Raw genomic sequence first — 14,533 nt, forward strand, 5'->3', positions numbered from 1 at the left:
TGAGTTTAACCAGGCTCCCGCCACCGGGACTGGGTTGATGCTTCTGGATAGATTTATGTGTGCTGCGGCGAGTACCCGCTGGTAACAATGAGCACAGACGTGCGAGGAGAGGACGACCTGTCTTCCGAAGAGAAGGTCATCGAGATGCGTGACCTCCGCAAGGTCTACGACGACACCATCGTCGCTGTAGACGACGTCGACCTGGACGTTCGCGAGGGCGAGTTCTTCACCATCCTCGGCCCCTCCGGCAGTGGGAAGTCCACGCTCCTCCAGATGATCAGCGGCATCGAGACGCCGACGTCCGGCGAGATTCGGCTCGGCGGCGACGTGGTCAACGACGTCAAGCCGTACAACCGGAAGACGAGCCTCGTGTTCCAGGAGTACGCGCTGTTCCCGCACATGACCGCCCGTGAGAACGTCGAGTACGGCCTGATGCTGCGCGGCGTCCCCGAGGACGAGCGACGCCAGCGCGCCGACGAGATGTTCGAACTGATGGACCTCGGTGGGAAGGAGGGCCGGAACATTCAGGACCTCTCCGGCGGCGAACGGCAGCGCGTCGCGACGGCGCGCAGCCTCGTCATCGAACCGGACGTGCTCCTCCTCGACGAGGTGCTGGGCGCGCTCGACGAGAAACTGGCCAAGGAGATGCAGGTCGAACTGAAGCGCATCCAGGAGGAGGTCGAGAAGACGTTCGTGTTCGTCACGCACAGCCAGGAGGAGGCGTTCTCGATGAGCGACCGTATCGCCGTGATGAACCAGGGCGACGTCGAACAGGTCGGCAAGCCCCTGGACATCTACCAGGACCCGGCCACCGAGTTCGTCGCTGACTTCCTCCAGATGCCGAACCTCGTCGAGGGGACGGTGACGGCGGTCCACGACGACACGGTGACGGTCAGCAGCGACGGGACGGACTTCCGCATCGCGCGCAGCGAACTCCGGACCGCGCCGTCGGTCGACGACGAACTGGTCTTCCTGGTCCCGAACGAGCGGCTGTCGTTCGGCGACGGCCAGGAGAACTCGTTCTCGACGGTCGTCACGGACACCATCTTCAAGGGTCCGTACACGGAGTACGCGCTCGAACTCCCCTCCGGCCGCAACCTCCGCGCCCACCAGACGACCGGCGAGACGCTGTTCGAGGAGGGCGAGACGGTCCAGGTCGGGTTCGAACCAGACGCCGTCTCCGTCTTCGACTGAACGCGAGGGACAGTCGGCTGCCGCCCCTCCGATTGGGGCCAGGTGACGACCGAACGATTCTCGTTCAATTCTCTACCGCCGCTTCGAACTGGGTACGAGAAATCCGGCACCCAAAGACTAATATTGCGAATCTCCTCTATTTCATCACCGTGTTAGACCGTGTCTTGATTGCGAACCGGGGCGAGATTGCTATCCGTATCATCCAGGCCTGCCGCGAACTCGGTATCGACGCGGTTGCGGTGTACAGTGATACGGACGAAACAGCGAAACACGTGCGGCTCGCCGACGACGCCTACCACATCGGGAAGTCCGTCGCGCGGAAGAGCTACCTCGACCAGGAAGCCATCATCGAGGCCGCCCGGGAGGCCGACGCCGACGCCATCCACCCGGGGTACGGCTTCCTCGCCGAGAACACGGAGTTCGCCGCGAACGTCGAGGACAGCGACTTCGAGTGGATCGGGCCGCCCAGCGACGTGATGGCGGACTTCGGGGAGAAGACGAAGGCGCGGAAGATCATGGACCGCGCGGACGTCCCCATCGTCCCCGGCACGACCGACCCCGTCGAGAGCGCCGACGAGGTCCGCGAGTTCGGCGAGGAACACGGCTACCCCATCGCCATCAAGGCCGACGGCGGTGGCGGCGGGCGTGGCCTGAAGGTCGTCCATTCGGAGGACGAAGTCGACGACCAGCTCGAGGACGCCAAACGCGAGGGCGAGGCGTACTTCGACAACGCCAGCGTCTACGTCGAGCGCTTCCTGGAGAACCCCCGCCACATCGAGGTCCAGATTCTGGGCGACGAACACGGCAACGTCCGCCACCTCGGCGAGCGGGACTGCTCGACGCAGCGCCGCCAGCAGAAACTCATCGAGGAGACGCCGAGCCCCGTACTCGACGAGGAGACCCGGGAGGAAGTGTGGGAGGCCGCGCGCCGCGGCGCGGACGAGGCCGGCTACGTCAACGCCGGGACATTCGAGTTCCTCTACGAGGACGGCGAGTTCTTCTTCCTCGAGGTGAACGCCCGCATCCAGGTCGAGCACGCGATCACCGAGGTCGTGACGGGCATCGACATCGTGAAGTGGCAGCTCCGCATCGCGGACGGCCAAGAGCTGTCCTTCCCGCAGTCCGCGGTCGAACCGCGCGGGTCGGCCATCGAGTTCCGCATCAACGCCGAGGACCCGACCAACGACTTCTCGCCGATGCCGGGCGAGGTGACGACGTACCGGCCGCCGACCGGCATCGGGACGCGCGTCGACGACGCCATCGACCAGGGGGACCGCATCGCGCCGTTCTACGACTCGATGTTCGCGAAGTTCATCGTCTCCGGGGAGGACCGCGAGGAGGCCGTCCAGCGCGGTCTGCGCGTCCTCGAGGGGACCACCATCGAGGGCGTGCCGACGACGATTCCGTTCCACCAGCAGGTGCTCACGGACGACCGGTTCCTGAACGCAGAACACACGACGAAGTTCGTCGACGAACACCTCGACATCGCGGGCAGCGAGTAGCCGACCTGCCCCTCTCAGTTCTCAGTGACGATGTCCTTCAGGGTCTCGAGGTCGTAGTTCCGGAACGGGATGCGCTCGTTCTTGATGGTGGAGATGGCGAAGTTCGTACTGCTGCGCTGGATGGCGTCGATGCCCTCGTAGGCGACGACGAGCTCCTCGACCATCTCACGGCTGGAGAGGTGCGCGATGACGATGAAGTCGGTGTCCCCCATCGTGAAGTACACCTGGCTGACCCCCTCGATCTCGCTGAGCTGTTCGCCGACCTTCTCGTGGTACCCCTCCTCGTAGTCGGCCATCACTTCGGTGATGACGGTGAGGTTGAGGCCGACCTTCTCCAGGTCGAGGTTGAACAGTTCGTCCTCGATGACGCCAGCCTCGCGCAGTTTCTCGAGGCGATAGTGGACCGTGGACTTCGGGATGCCCGTCTCCTCCTCGACGCCCTTCGGACTAGGTTCACCAATGTCCGCCACTGCTTTAATGATCTCTGCGTCTTGCTCGTCCATAGTCGGACTGTATACAGCCGCTTGTTGTAAAACTACACGGTTTTCGCGACCATCGTTGGTCCCGGGTCGAAAGCGGTCTGACAGGGACGCAATCTCTCGCACTCCGTTTGATATTAGCGCCCTATACTCCCAAATATACTAACTGTACTTTATTTCCCGAACTCGAAAAGCGTACAAATAGGAATGTTGATATCGCGTCCAGAACAGAACCAGTGTATGGCTCCGAACAGTGATACCGAAGACCACGACGACGAATCCCGTCGTAGTTTCCTGAAGCTCGCAGGCGGCGTTGCGGGCGCATCGACCGTTGGTGGCCTCGCCGGCTGTCTCGGCGGTGGCGGCGGAGACGGTGACGGGAACAACCAGACCGACCAGACGAACACGGACAGCGACGGAGACACCCAGACCGACGACGGCGGGAGCTCCGTCAGCGAGCTCTCGTACTGGGCCGTCGGCACGACCAACCCCGAGGACTGGTCCAGCTTCAAAGATGAGAGCGGCATCAACGTCAACTACTCGGCGGCGGCGTGGAGCCCCGGCGAGACGGTGACCAAACTCGTCCAGGGTACCGCCTCCCAGGACTTCGACCTCGCCGGCAACGACACCACGCTCACGAGTGTCCTCCAGGAGCAGGGCGCCATCAAGCCCACGAACCTCCAGGAGCTCCCGAACTGGGAGCGCGTCTACGACGAGGTCAAGAACAGCGGCCCGACTGAGGTCGACGGCGAGCAACACTCGCTGTCCAGCGTCCAGAACGGCGACTCCGTCGCGTACCTCACCGACGAGGTCGGCGACCCCGGGAGCGTCAACTCCTACGGCATCCTCTTCGACGAGGAGTTCCAGGGGAAGACCTCCATGGAGGCGGGCTGGGCGACGGCCTTCCACAAGGTCGCGCTCTACCTCAAGCGCAACAACATGGCGGAGATCGAGGACCTCGAGAACCCGTCCGAGAGCGACGTCGACGCGGTCATCAGTTTCCTCCTCGAACAGAAGAACAACGGACAGTTCCGCACGTTCTGGAGCGGCTGGCAGACCGCCGTCAACCTCCTCTCGAAGAAGGAAGTCGTCGCCATGGACACGTGGGAACCGGTCGTGTTCGCGCTCCGCGACCAGGGCATGAACGCGGAGTACCTCGAACCGAAGGAGGGCTACTCGCTCTGGGCCATCGGACCGTGGATGACCAACAAGGGCGCGAAGAACCGCGACGCCGCCGAAGACCTCGTGAACTGGATGATGGGCGGCTGGTACAACGCCCAGATTACGACCATCCGCGGCTACCTCTCGTCCAGCGACCTCGGCATCGAGTACGCCGAGGACTCCGAGGACTTCGACGCGGAGTTCATCGAGCAGCGCCACGAGGAGGTCCGCAGTCGCTTCAGCGACGACATCAGCGTCTTCGGTGAGCGGTACCCCGACACGTTCAGTTACATGAACTCCCAGTGGAACCGCCTCACCTCGTAACCGGCTCACTGGTATTTAATGGCTCACGACAACTCTATATCGTCTGATAGCAGCGACCGAGGGGGTGTCGACTACTCGGCCCAGCAGCGCCTCCCGGCCGTGCTCCGGCCGCTCGTCGACAACGACCGGCTCAGGTTCGGCCTCCAGGTCCTGCCCTGGCTCTCCATCCTCGGGCTCCTGGTCTTCCTGCCGCTGGCCGCGATCTTCGTCTGGAGCGTCGCGATTCCTCAGCCGTTCGGCTTCAAACTCGGGTTCACGCTCGAGAACTACCAGGCGTTCTTCGACTCCTACCGCGTCGACACCTTCTTCACCACCATCAAGGAGGGCGTCATCCAGGTCCTGCTCGCGCTCGTGTTCGGCTTCCCCATCGCGTACTACGCGGGCGTGCTGAAGCGGGACTCGAAGTACACGTTCCCGCTCATGCTGCTGTTCGCCATCCCCTTCCTCACGAGCTACATCCTCCGGACGCTGTCGTGGATCTCCTTCCTCGGCAGCGACGGCGTGTTCAACAGCGTCCTGCTGTTCACGGGCATCATCGACCAGCCGCTGGGGTGGCTGCTCTACTCGACGTTCGCCGTCCGGCTGGGGATGCTCGCGAGCTACCTGCCGTTCATGATCTTCCCGGCGTGGCTCGCGATGAGCCGCATCGACGACGAGATACTGCACGCGAGCGCCGACCTCGGCGGGTCGCCGCTCGCGACGATTCGCCACGTCGTCATCCCGCTCTCGATTCCGGGACTACTCATCGGCGCGGTGTTCGTGTTCGTCGGCGTGCTCGGCGAGAGCGTCGTCCCTGTCATCCTGGGCGGCGGCAACATCTCGCTCATCGCGACCATCATCGACAACGCCGTCAACTCCGCGCGCCTCCCGCTGGCGAGCGCCATCAGCGCCGTCGTGTTGCTGTTCGCGGTGTTGCTGCTGCTCGCGTGGGAGTACGTCTACGGCCTCAGAACGGTGGGTGAGATCTGATGAGCACGAGTTCATCCCGCCTCTCCGACGTTCTGCGAACGGACCCGACGGTCTGGGTCTCCGACGTCTCGAAGGACTGGCTCTGGAAGGCGTTCATGGCGTTCTGGATCCTGTTCATCCTCGCGCCGCCGATCATGCTGGTGTTCATCTCGCTGGACACCGCGTCGTACGTCCGCATCCCGCAGGGGATCACGCTCGCGAAGTACGAACTGATGCTGCAGAGCGACGCGCTCATCACTGCGATGGAGCGGTCGCTGAAGCTCGCCGTCGTGACGATGTTCGTCGCGCCGGCGCTGGCGCTGCTGGCGGTGCTGTCCTACCGGAAGACCACGTACAAGGCGCTGTTCGTCGCGGCGATGATCCTGCCGCTGTTCGTTCCGGGCGTCGTGCAGGGGTTCAGCCTGCTGATGCTGTTCAAGCAGATCGGCTTCGGGCAGGCGTTCGTCGCCACCGCCATCGGGCACGTCATCTGGGCGTTCCCGTTCGCGTTCCTCGTCATCCTGACGAGCATGTCGACGGTCCGCGACGACGTCCTGCTCGCGAGCGCCGACCTCGGCGCGAACGAGTTCGAGACGTTCCGCCACGTCATCTTCCCCCAGATTCGGCCGGGCCTCATCAGCGCGGTCATCTTCAGCTTCGTGCTGTCGTTCAACGAGTTCTCGCGGACGGTCTACCTCCAGTTCGGGCAGAACACCATCCCGACGTACGTCTTCGCGAAACTGCAGGTGGAGCTGTCGCCGGAAGTGTTCGCCATCGCCGGCCTGACAGTCGTGCTGTCGTTCGTGCTGATCGGCGCCGCAATCGCGGTGCTCTACGGCTCCGGTTCGCCGGACGCCGAGGAGTGACGCCGCGGTAGCGTCACCGCTCGGGCTACTCGCACGTTCTGCTGTGGGCCGAATACCGAAGAATGGTAGCTCGAGCCGTCGCGGCGCCTCAGACGATCCGGTGCAGCGGCGTGAGTTCGATGTCGTGTTCCCCGATGCGGTCGTGGATGGCCTCGAGGATCTCGACGGCGTTCGGCGTGTCGCCGTGGATGCAGATGCTGTCCGCGGGCATGTCGAGCAGCTCGCCGTTGACTGCTTCGACCTGGCCCTCGGTCGCGATGCTGACGAACCGGTCGGCGACCTCTTCGGGGTCGCGGGTCTCCTTCTCCTGTTCGACGATGAGGCTCCGGTCTGGGTTGTAGTCGAGGTCGACGTAGCCCTCGAAGACGGCGTCGAGGTCGTCGTACTCCTGGGTGACCTCGTAGATGTTCCTGTCAGTCGCGAGGTAGATGAGATCGTCGTCGACGTCGAGGATGCCCTCCATCACGGCGCGGGCGTGCTCGGGGCTGTCCGAGAGCATCGAGTACATCGCGCCGTGGGGTTTGACGTGCTGGAACGTGACGCCGTGCTGGTCGCAGAACGCGTTGAGCGCGCCGAGCTGGTAGGTCACGTAGTCCCTGACCTCCTCTGGTGTCGCGTCCATCTTCCGTCGGCCGAACCCCATCTTGTCTGGGAGGCCCGGGTGGACGCCGACGCCGACGTCGTGGTCGGCCGCGAGCGCGACGGTCTCGCGCATGACGTGCGGGTCCCCGCCGTGGTAGCCGCCGGCGATGTTCGCCGACGAGATGTACGGCATCACTTCCTCGTCGCGCCCCATGGTCCAGTTCCCGAAGCTCTCCCCCATGTCGCAGTTGATGTCAATCTGTACCATACCACGCTGTTTCGCAGGGAGCGCTAATAGATTTTCGGACGAGTTCGAACTGCCAGCATAGAGTGGGACGTGTACTCGGTTCAGTGAGAAAGTTCGGCTCGAATCCAACCACGCCGGTCAGGCGAGCGCAGCGACCGCCAGCAGTCCGACGAACCCCGCCGAGACCAGCCAGTCCGTCCGCGAGAACGACAGCCGCGGCTGGGTCGGGTTCCAGGCGAAACACCGCGCCTTGAGCGCCAGCGAGAAGCGGTCCGCGCGCTCGAACGCCCGGTTGAGGCCGGCCAGGGCGACCGTCTGCATCCGCTCGTGGAGGCGGCGCTGGTCGCCGAGGCGCGCCTGCTGTGCCGCGCGCGCGCTCTGGAGGTCCGCGAGCAACACCGGCAGGAACCGCAGCACAAACGACGTGCCCGCCGCGAGGAACCGCCCGGGTTTGCCCGGGACCAGCCGCGAGATGGCGGCCTGTGTCTCTGAGACGGGCGTCGTCTGCACGTAGACCGCGCTCGCGAGCAGGATGGCGGCGACGCGGAGGCTGTGCAGGGTCGCCGCGAGGCCGGCGTCGACGTCCACCCAGGGCGGGCCGAGGGTGACTGTCCGCGTCAGCGTGGCGAACGCCAGGAGCACGAACGGGAGCGCGTACCCCGGGAAGACGCTGCGCAGTCGGACCCTCGCTAGCGCCATCCCGCCGACGACGAGCGCCCAGACGACCGGGAGCGCGAGCGCGTCGGTCCACGTGAACGCCAGCAGCGCGACGACGAACTGTCCCAGGAGCTTCGTGCGGGCGTCGAGGCGGTGGACGACGGTGTCCCCCGGGGCGTACGAGAGCCCGATGGCCGTCACGGCTGACGCACCCCGAGGTCCGGTAGTCGCTCGTGGACGGCGTCGTAGTCGCCATCGGCCGCGATGGTGCCGTCCCGGAGGACGACCACGCGGTCCGCAAGGTCGGCGACGTCGCGCAGGTCGTGTGTGACCACGACCACGCTGGTTCCGGCCGCTTTCAGCGCCGCGAGCCTGTCGCGGACGGCCGCCTGTGCGGGGGCGTCCAGCCCAGTAAATGGTTCGTCGAGCACGAGGTGGGCCGGCCGCATCGCGAGCGCACCGGCGATGGCGAGGCGTTCCTGTTCGCCGCCCGAGAGCGCTGCGACGCGCTCCTCGTCCCGGCCGCCGAGGCCGACGGCGTCGAGCGCGTCCGCCACGCGGTCGGTTATCTCGTGGTGTGGGAGGCCAAGGTTCCGCGGACCGAAGGCGACTTCCTCCCCGATGGTCGCGGCGACAAACTGGTCGCGGGGGTGCTGGAACACCATCCCGACGGCGACACGAGCGGCGACCAGGTCGTCCTGGACGGGCGTCCCGTCGACCAGCACCTCGCCGGCATCGGCCTCCAGCAGTCCGTTGAAGTGACGGACGAGCGTCGTCTTCCCGGAGCCGTTCGGACCGGCGAGCACGACGAACTCGCCGTCCGGGATGGTCAGCGAGAGGCCGTCGAGGGCCGGGACGCCGTCGAACGTCTTGACGAGGTCCCGGGTTTCTATCATTTCGCGGCGACGGCGTCGCTACGAACGATACCGACGGCGGCGGCTATCTTCGCGGCCTCGAACGGCACGAACGCCGCGCTCCCCGAGACGACGGCGGTGACGATGCCGGCAGGGGTCGCGAGGTAGATGCCGAGGGAGCCGAGCGCGTAGACGACGACGGTCCCGGCGACCATCGCGCCGACGAGCCGCCAGACGCCGGCGTCGTTGGGGTCTCGGAGCGTGAGTCCGGAGTGGACGACGGCGCCGATGACGAACGCGGCGATGGGGTACGACCAGAGGTAGCCCGCGGTCGGCCCGAGGAGCGCACCGACGCCCGCACTGCCTCCCGACCAGACGGGGACGCCCGCGGCGCCTGCGACGAGGTACAGCGCCATCGAGACCGCGCCCCAGACGGGGCCGAGGTAGATGCCCGCGAGGAACAGCGCCAGCACCTGCAGCGTCACCGGGACCTGTGGTGCGAGGGGGTTCGGGAACGAGACGTACGCGCAGGCGCCGATGAGCGCCGCGAACAGCGCCGCCCGAGCGATGTTCTCGACCGTGTCGTCGCCGACGACGTCGACGTCTTCCGTCGTGGTACTCATACCCACTCCTTCTCTCGTCAACCAGCATCAAAACTGTGGTTCACGCCACCGCTCGCCACCGGGGACGCTGGCCGACGTCCACGATACTGGAACAGACTGGTGCTCGTCCGGCAGAAACGGGATGGAGTTCGACGCCGGTGCCGGAGCGGCGCCGTTACCGCGCTCGCTCCACGGCGTCGGCCAGCACTTGCTCCGCGTACACCGCCAGCAGGTGCGCGCGGAACGCGCCGGACGACTGCGGGTCCGAGCGCACGTCGTCCGGGTCGACTGCCTCCTTCGCCGCGGCCCCGGCGTCCGAGAGCAGTTCGTCGTCCACGGACTCGCCCTCGAGCGTCTCTTCGACGCTCTCGAGCCTGAACGGGCGGTCGGTGACGCCCGTGGCGCCCAGGCGCGCCTCCTCGACGGTACCGTCGTCCAGTCGGACGCTCGCAGCGACGCCCACCAGCGCGTACCCCGAGAGGGGGTCCCGGCGCTTGTGGTACGCGCTCCCGGCGTCCCCGTCGACGGGAACCTCTAGCCTGGTGGCGACCTCCTGGTCGCCGACGGCCGTCTCGAAGGACCCGTCGAAGAGGTCGGTGGCGTCGATGGTGCGCTCGCCGTCCGGCCCCTGGACGACGAGGCCGGCGTCGAGCGCCAGCACCGCCGCGGGCGGGTCCGAGCGCGGGTCGCCGTGCGCGAGGTTCCCGCCGATGGTCCCGCCGTTCCGTATCTGCGGGTCGCCGACCTCGCCCGCGGCCTCCGACAGCGCCGCCGCGTGGTCCGCCACTGATTCCGACTCCGCTAGCTCCGCGTGGGTCGCCATCGCGCCCACCGACAGCGTGCCGTCGTTCGCCTCGATGGCGGACAGCCCATCTAGTTGGCCGATGTCGACGAGCGCGGGCGGCGACTCGTCGCCGGTCTTCATGCGCGTAAGGATGCCCTGTGCGCCCGCGAGCAGTTCGCTGCCGTCGTGTTCGTCCAAGAGGCTGACCGCCTCGTCGACGCTGTCTGCGCGGTAGTAGTCGAACGCGTCGGTGTACATCAGTCCTCACCCCCCGTTGCCCGCCAGACAGTCTCCGGCGTTATCGGCATGTCCAGGTGGTCGACACCGAACGGTTCCAGCGCGTCCGAGACGGCGGCGACGAGCGTCGGCGTCCCGGCGATGGTCGCCGACTCGCCGACGCCCTTCACGCCGATGGGGTTGTGCGGACTCGGCGTGACGGTGTTGTCCGTCACGAAGTCCGGCAGCTGGGTCGCCTGGGGCACCGCGTACTCGTCCATGCGGCGCGTCTCCAGGTGGCCGTCCTCGTCGTAGGACGCGCCCTCGAACAGCGCCGCGCCGATGCCCTGGGCGATGCCGCCGTGGACCTGCCCCTCGACGATGAGCGGGTTGATGATCTCCCCGCAGTCGTCGACGCCGACGTACTGCTGGATCTCTATCTCGGCGGTCTCCGGGTCGACCTCGACGACCGCGACGTGCGTCCCGAACGGGAACGTGAAGTTCTCCGGGTCGTAGAAGTTCGTCACCTCCAGGCCGGGGTCCATCTCGTCGGGCAGGTCGTGGCCGAGGTACGCCTGGTGGGCGATGCCCTGGATGTGCATCGACCGGTCGGGCGAGCCCGCGACCTGGAACTCGCCGTCCTCGAACTCGATGTCGTCGACGCTCGCCTCCAGCTGGTGGGCGGCGATGCGGCGCGCCTTCTCGCGGACCTCCCGCGCACCGCGCGCGATGGCGCCGCCGCCGACGGACGCGCTCCGGCTGCCGTACGTCCCCATCCCCTGCGGGATGCGGTCGGTGTCGCCCTCGATGACCTCCACGTCGTCGAGCGAGACGCCGAGTTCCTCGGCCGCTATCTGGGCGTACGTCGTCCGGTGGCCCTGCCCCTGGTCGGCCGTCCCGGCGAGCACGGTGACCGTGCCCGTCGAGTCGAACCGGACGATGGCGCTCTCCCAGCCACCCGCCTGCGAGCCAAGGTTGCCCGCCGCCTCCGACGGCGACAGGCCCGCGGACTCCACGAAGTTCGCCACGCCGATGCCGATGTAGCGGCCCTCCTCGCGGAGCTCCTCCTGGCGCTCCCGGAGCTCCTCGTAGTCGATGTGGTCGAGCGCGGTGTCCATGCCGCGCTCGTACTCGCCGCTGTCGTAGACGAGCGCCGCCGCCGACTCGTAGGGGAACTCCTCGGGCGGGACGAGATTCTGCCTGCGGAACTCGACTGGGTCCATGTCGAGTTCGCGCGCCGCGACGTCCATCGCCCGCTCGACAACGTAGATGCCCTCCGCGCGGCCCGCGCCGCGGTAGGCGTCGACCGGCGTCGTGTTCGTGAACGCGCCGACGACCCGCGCGTAGATGGTCGGAATCTTGTACTGCCCGGAGAGCACGGTCGTGTAGAGGTACGACGGCGTCGCGGAGCCGAACTGCGAGAGGTGTGCGCCCAGTCCCGCGTACGTCTCCGCGCGCAGCCCCCGCACGGTCCCGTCGTCGTCGACGGCGATCTCGACGGTGGTGTCGTGGTCGCGGCCGTGGCAGTCCGTCCGGTAGCTCTCCGAGCGGGTGGCCTGCCACTTCACCGGGCGCTCGACCTGCATCGACGCCCAGCCGGTCACCGCCTCGTCTGGGTAGTGGTAGATCTTGCTGCCGAACCCGCCGCCCACCTCGGGCGCGATGACCTGGAGCTTGTTCTCCGGGATGCCGAGCGTCGCCGCGGCCATCAGCATCCGGTGGAGGTGGGGGTTCTGGCTGGTCATCCAGATGCGCATCTCCTCGGTCGTCGCGTCCCAGTCGGCGACCGCGGCCCGGGGCTCCATCGCGTTCGGGATGATGCGCGGCAGGCGGAGGTCGACGCTGGCCGTGTGGTCGGCATCGGCGAACGCGTCGTCGACGGCGTCCGGGTCGCCGAGTTCGAAGTCGAAGCCGACGTTGTCCTCGGCTTCCTCGTGGACCTCTGGGACGTCGGCCTCGACGGCCTCTCGCGGGTGGGTGGCGTGGTCGAGTTCCTCGTACTCGACGTCGATGCGCTCGACGGCGTCGCGGGCGACGTGTCGGGATTCGGCGACCACCGCGGCGACGCCGTCACCCTCGTGGCGCACCTTGTCGACGGCGAGCATCCGGTACTGCGGCTGGACGAGGTTCGGGAGGTCCCACGCCGTCGGGATGGCGTTCGGGACGCCGCTGTCCTCGACGTCCTGTCCGGTGAAGACGGCGACGACGCCGTCCATCGCTTCCGCCTCGCTGGTGTCGACGTCGACGATGCGGGCGTGGGCGTGGTCCGAGCGCCGGATGGCGAGGTGGGTCATCCCCGGCAGCGAGACGTCGTCGGTGAACGTCGCTTCGCCCTTCAGCAGCGGGACGTCCTCGCGGCGCTGGACCGGCGACCCGAAGACGGCTTCGGCGGCGTCCTCGGCGTCGCTCATTCGCTCCCACCCAGCTGGTCGGCCGTCGCCTCGATGGCGTCGACGATGTTGTGGTAGCCGGTGCACCGACAGAGGTTCCCCTCGATGGCGTCCCGGATGTCGTCGCGGGACGGGTCCTCGGCGTCCTGGAGGAACGTGTCCGCGGTCATCAACATCCCCGGCGTGCAGTAGCCACACTGGAGGCCGTGGTTCTCCTGGAACTGCGCCTGGATGGGCGCGAGTTCGTCGTCCTCGGCTAGTCCCTCCACCGTGTCGATGGTCGCGCCGTCGGCCTGGACGGCGAGTCGCGTGCAGGACTTGATGGCGTCGCCGTCCTGCCGGACGGTGCAGGCGCCACACCGCCCCGTCTCGCAGCCGACGTTGGCTCCCGTGTAGTCGAGTTTCTCGCGGAGCGCCGTGACGAGTAGCGTCCGCGGCTCCACTGTCAGTTCGTGTCGCTGGTCGTTTACTGTGAGCGTGATGTCTGGCATCGGTGTGTTCCTCCCCCCTCGCCTGGTCGACGACGGGAGTTACTCCCCGTGGGGCCGGCCCACGATAACGCATACCACGGACCTGTCGAGCAAAAAGATTGGGGGCCCTGTTCGAACGAGAGGCGAGCAGCTCGGCTCAAATCCGATACACCGACAGGAACGCCGCTCCTCAGAGTGTGGCTTCCGCTCGTTCGGTGACGCGCTCGTAGACGGTGGCCAGCGAGTCGCGCACGGCAGCCATCCCCAGGCCGGCGTCGTCGGCGAGCGCGAGCGCCCCGCCCATGCCGACGCCTTCCTTCGCCTCGCCGGCGAGGTATGCCGCCATCGCCGGGTGGTCGCTGCGCTCGTCGAAGCCGGGGTCGGTGACGCGGAGGTCCAGGTCCTGGCTGGCGGCCAGTTCGCGGACGTTCGCGGATCCGTCGCCCGCGACGAACGACGTCGTGGCGAGGGTGAGTGGGTCCTCGATGTCGGCGTGGCGGACGAGCGCGCCGGCAGTCGCGAGCTGCGTCCCGCCCGCGAGCACGACGTCCGTGTCGCCCTCGAGCGCGCCGACGGCGAGGCCCGCGACGGCAGCGAGCACGGGGTCGCCCATCCGATGCACCGCCTCGGTCGGCTCGCCGGCGAGGTCGCCGCGCTCGAGGCCGCTCGCCGCCAGCCCCTCCCGGACGACATCGCGTTTCAGGTCGACCGGGTTCTCCGGGAGCGATGAGGAGACGCCGGTCTGCTCGCCGAGCGCGGCGAGGACGGCCATCGCCGTCGTCGTCCCGCCGGGAATCGTCTCCGCGAGGAACAGCCGGTCGGCGTCGAGGTCGCCGCCGAACTCCCGTGCGTCCGCGAACACGCTGTCGGCGTCCGGGACGGCAACCGGGTCGCGCACGTCCGCCCCCTGCTCGGCGCCGAGGTCGATGGTCGGCGCGCCGGTCGGTTTCGCGAGGCCCGCGTCGACGACGACGCTGTCGAAGTCGCGGCGTTCGCGGACGGCGCGGGTCACGACTGCTGGCGTCGGGCACCCCGTCGGGCTGACGGGGACCACCGGTGCGCGGGCGGCACGGCCGTACTCGAGAATCTCCGCGTCCGCGCTCGGTGTGTGCGCCATCAACGCCGGGTCGGCGCCGGCCGCGCTGATGCCCTCGATGCGCGCGGTCAGTGTGGACCCCGCGACGAGGGCGAACAGCGGCCGGGAATCGTCGGGCATGTCTCCACCGAAAGCGCGGGTGACCGTCAATTCCGCGGTCG

14 protein-coding genes are annotated in these 14,533 nt (G+C 67.5%); 5 read left to right on the top strand and 9 right to left on the bottom strand.

Going from position 1 to position 14,533, the window contains the following annotated elements:
• Positions 1-87 precede the first annotated feature (87 nt).
• The gene (locus tag HALDL1_04450) at positions 88-1,194 is read left to right on the top strand and encodes a spermidine/putrescine ABC transporter ATPase (GenBank protein ID AHG02933.1); all 1,107 of its coding nucleotides are present in this window, start codon (positions 88-90) and stop codon (positions 1,192-1,194) included.
• Between the two features lie 149 nt (positions 1,195-1,343).
• Positions 1,344-2,696: a carbamoyl phosphate synthase gene (locus HALDL1_04455; protein AHG02934.1), complete on the top strand. Its 1,353-nt coding sequence runs from the start codon at positions 1,344-1,346 to the stop codon at positions 2,694-2,696.
• A gap of 14 nt (positions 2,697-2,710) precedes the next feature.
• Here the strand turns inward: HALDL1_04455 and HALDL1_04460 are convergent, their stop codons facing one another.
• Positions 2,711-3,199 carry a transcriptional regulator gene (locus tag HALDL1_04460; GenBank protein AHG02935.1) on the bottom strand — a complete coding sequence of 163 codons (489 nt, stop codon included), beginning with the start codon at positions 3,197-3,199 and terminating at the stop codon, positions 2,711-2,713.
• 216 nt (positions 3,200-3,415) lie between these two features.
• On the opposite strand from HALDL1_04460, the gene HALDL1_04465 reads away from it, so the two are divergent.
• The 3 genes from HALDL1_04465 to HALDL1_04475 all read left to right on the top strand — a co-directional run bounded on the left by HALDL1_04465 (position 3,416) and on the right by HALDL1_04475 (position 6,474).
• A complete protein-coding gene (locus HALDL1_04465; GenBank protein AHG05158.1) occupies positions 3,416-4,660 on the top strand; it encodes a hypothetical protein in 1,245 nt (414 codons plus the stop codon).
• Between the two features lie 99 nt (positions 4,661-4,759).
• Positions 4,760-5,629 (top strand): ABC transporter permease, encoded by an 870-nt coding sequence (locus HALDL1_04470; GenBank protein AHG02936.1) that lies wholly within the window; start codon positions 4,760-4,762, stop codon positions 5,627-5,629.
• Positions 5,629-6,474, top strand: a complete 846-nt coding sequence (locus HALDL1_04475; protein ID AHG02937.1) for a polyamine ABC transporter — start codon at positions 5,629-5,631, stop codon at positions 6,472-6,474. The genes HALDL1_04470 and HALDL1_04475 overlap by 1 nt, the downstream gene beginning before the upstream one ends.
• A gap of 88 nt (positions 6,475-6,562) precedes the next feature.
• Here the strand turns inward: HALDL1_04475 and HALDL1_04480 are convergent, their stop codons facing one another.
• The 8 genes from HALDL1_04480 to HALDL1_04515 form a co-directional block, all read right to left on the bottom strand.
• Positions 6,563-7,324 carry a LamB/YcsF family protein gene (locus tag HALDL1_04480; protein ID AHG02938.1) on the bottom strand — a complete coding sequence of 254 codons (762 nt, stop codon included), beginning with the start codon at positions 7,322-7,324 and terminating at the stop codon, positions 6,563-6,565.
• A 117-nt stretch (positions 7,325-7,441) separates the two neighbouring features.
• Positions 7,442-8,161, bottom strand: a complete 720-nt coding sequence (locus HALDL1_04485) for a cobalt ABC transporter permease (protein AHG02939.1) — start codon at positions 8,159-8,161, stop codon at positions 7,442-7,444.
• A complete protein-coding gene (locus tag HALDL1_04490) occupies positions 8,158-8,856 on the bottom strand; it encodes an ABC transporter ATP-binding protein (GenBank protein ID AHG02940.1) in 699 nt (232 codons plus the stop codon). The genes HALDL1_04485 and HALDL1_04490 overlap by 4 nt, the downstream gene beginning before the upstream one ends.
• Complete coding sequence (locus tag HALDL1_04495) at positions 8,853-9,437, bottom strand: biotin biosynthesis protein BioY (protein AHG02941.1); 585 nt, start codon at positions 9,435-9,437, stop codon at positions 8,853-8,855. Before HALDL1_04495 ends, HALDL1_04490 begins: the two co-directional genes overlap by 4 nt.
• 154 nt (positions 9,438-9,591) lie before the next feature.
• Positions 9,592-10,458, bottom strand: coding sequence for a carbon-monoxide dehydrogenase (locus HALDL1_04500; protein ID AHG02942.1), 867 nt, complete (start codon positions 10,456-10,458; stop codon positions 9,592-9,594).
• Positions 10,458-12,827 (bottom strand): carbon-monoxide dehydrogenase, encoded by a 2,370-nt coding sequence (locus tag HALDL1_04505; protein ID AHG02943.1) that lies wholly within the window; start codon positions 12,825-12,827, stop codon positions 10,458-10,460. Before HALDL1_04505 ends, HALDL1_04500 begins: the two co-directional genes overlap by 1 nt.
• Positions 12,824-13,297 (bottom strand): carbon monoxide dehydrogenase, encoded by a 474-nt coding sequence (locus tag HALDL1_04510; protein ID AHG02944.1) that lies wholly within the window; start codon positions 13,295-13,297, stop codon positions 12,824-12,826. The genes HALDL1_04505 and HALDL1_04510 overlap by 4 nt, the downstream gene beginning before the upstream one ends.
• Before the next feature lie 169 nt (positions 13,298-13,466).
• Entirely contained in the window at positions 13,467-14,492 is a 1,026-nt protein-coding gene (locus tag HALDL1_04515; GenBank protein ID AHG02945.1) for a hypothetical protein, read from the bottom strand.
• Between the last annotated feature and the right edge of the window lie 41 nt (positions 14,493-14,533).

The organism is Halobacterium sp. DL1, assembly GCA_000230955.3.
Classification (GTDB): Archaea; Halobacteriota; Halobacteria; order Halobacteriales; family Halobacteriaceae; genus Halobacterium.

Excerpts from the sequence above, each read along its gene's own strand:
- HALDL1_04450 (AHG02933.1), top strand. The coding sequence starts at position 88 with ATGAGCACAGACGTGCGAGGAGAGGACGACCTGTCTTCCGAAGAGAAG.
- HALDL1_04460 (AHG02935.1), bottom strand. The coding sequence starts at position 3,199 with ATGGACGAGCAAGACGCAGAGATCATTAAAGCAGTGGCGGACATTGGT.
- HALDL1_04465 (AHG05158.1), top strand. The coding sequence starts at position 3,416 with ATGGCTCCGAACAGTGATACCGAAGACCACGACGACGAATCCCGTCGT.
- HALDL1_04475 (AHG02937.1), top strand. The coding sequence starts at position 5,629 with ATGAGCACGAGTTCATCCCGCCTCTCCGACGTTCTGCGAACGGACCCG.
- HALDL1_04480 (AHG02938.1), bottom strand. The coding sequence starts at position 7,324 with ATGGTACAGATTGACATCAACTGCGACATGGGGGAGAGCTTCGGGAAC.
- HALDL1_04490 (AHG02940.1), bottom strand. The coding sequence starts at position 8,856 with ATGATAGAAACCCGGGACCTCGTCAAGACGTTCGACGGCGTCCCGGCC.
- HALDL1_04495 (AHG02941.1), bottom strand. The coding sequence starts at position 9,437 with ATGAGTACCACGACGGAAGACGTCGACGTCGTCGGCGACGACACGGTC.
- HALDL1_04500 (AHG02942.1), bottom strand. The coding sequence starts at position 10,458 with ATGTACACCGACGCGTTCGACTACTACCGCGCAGACAGCGTCGACGAG.
- HALDL1_04505 (AHG02943.1), bottom strand. The coding sequence starts at position 12,827 with ATGAGCGACGCCGAGGACGCCGCCGAAGCCGTCTTCGGGTCGCCGGTC.
- HALDL1_04510 (AHG02944.1), bottom strand. The coding sequence starts at position 13,297 with ATGCCAGACATCACGCTCACAGTAAACGACCAGCGACACGAACTGACA.
- HALDL1_04515 (AHG02945.1), bottom strand. The coding sequence starts at position 14,492 with ATGCCCGACGATTCCCGGCCGCTGTTCGCCCTCGTCGCGGGGTCCACA.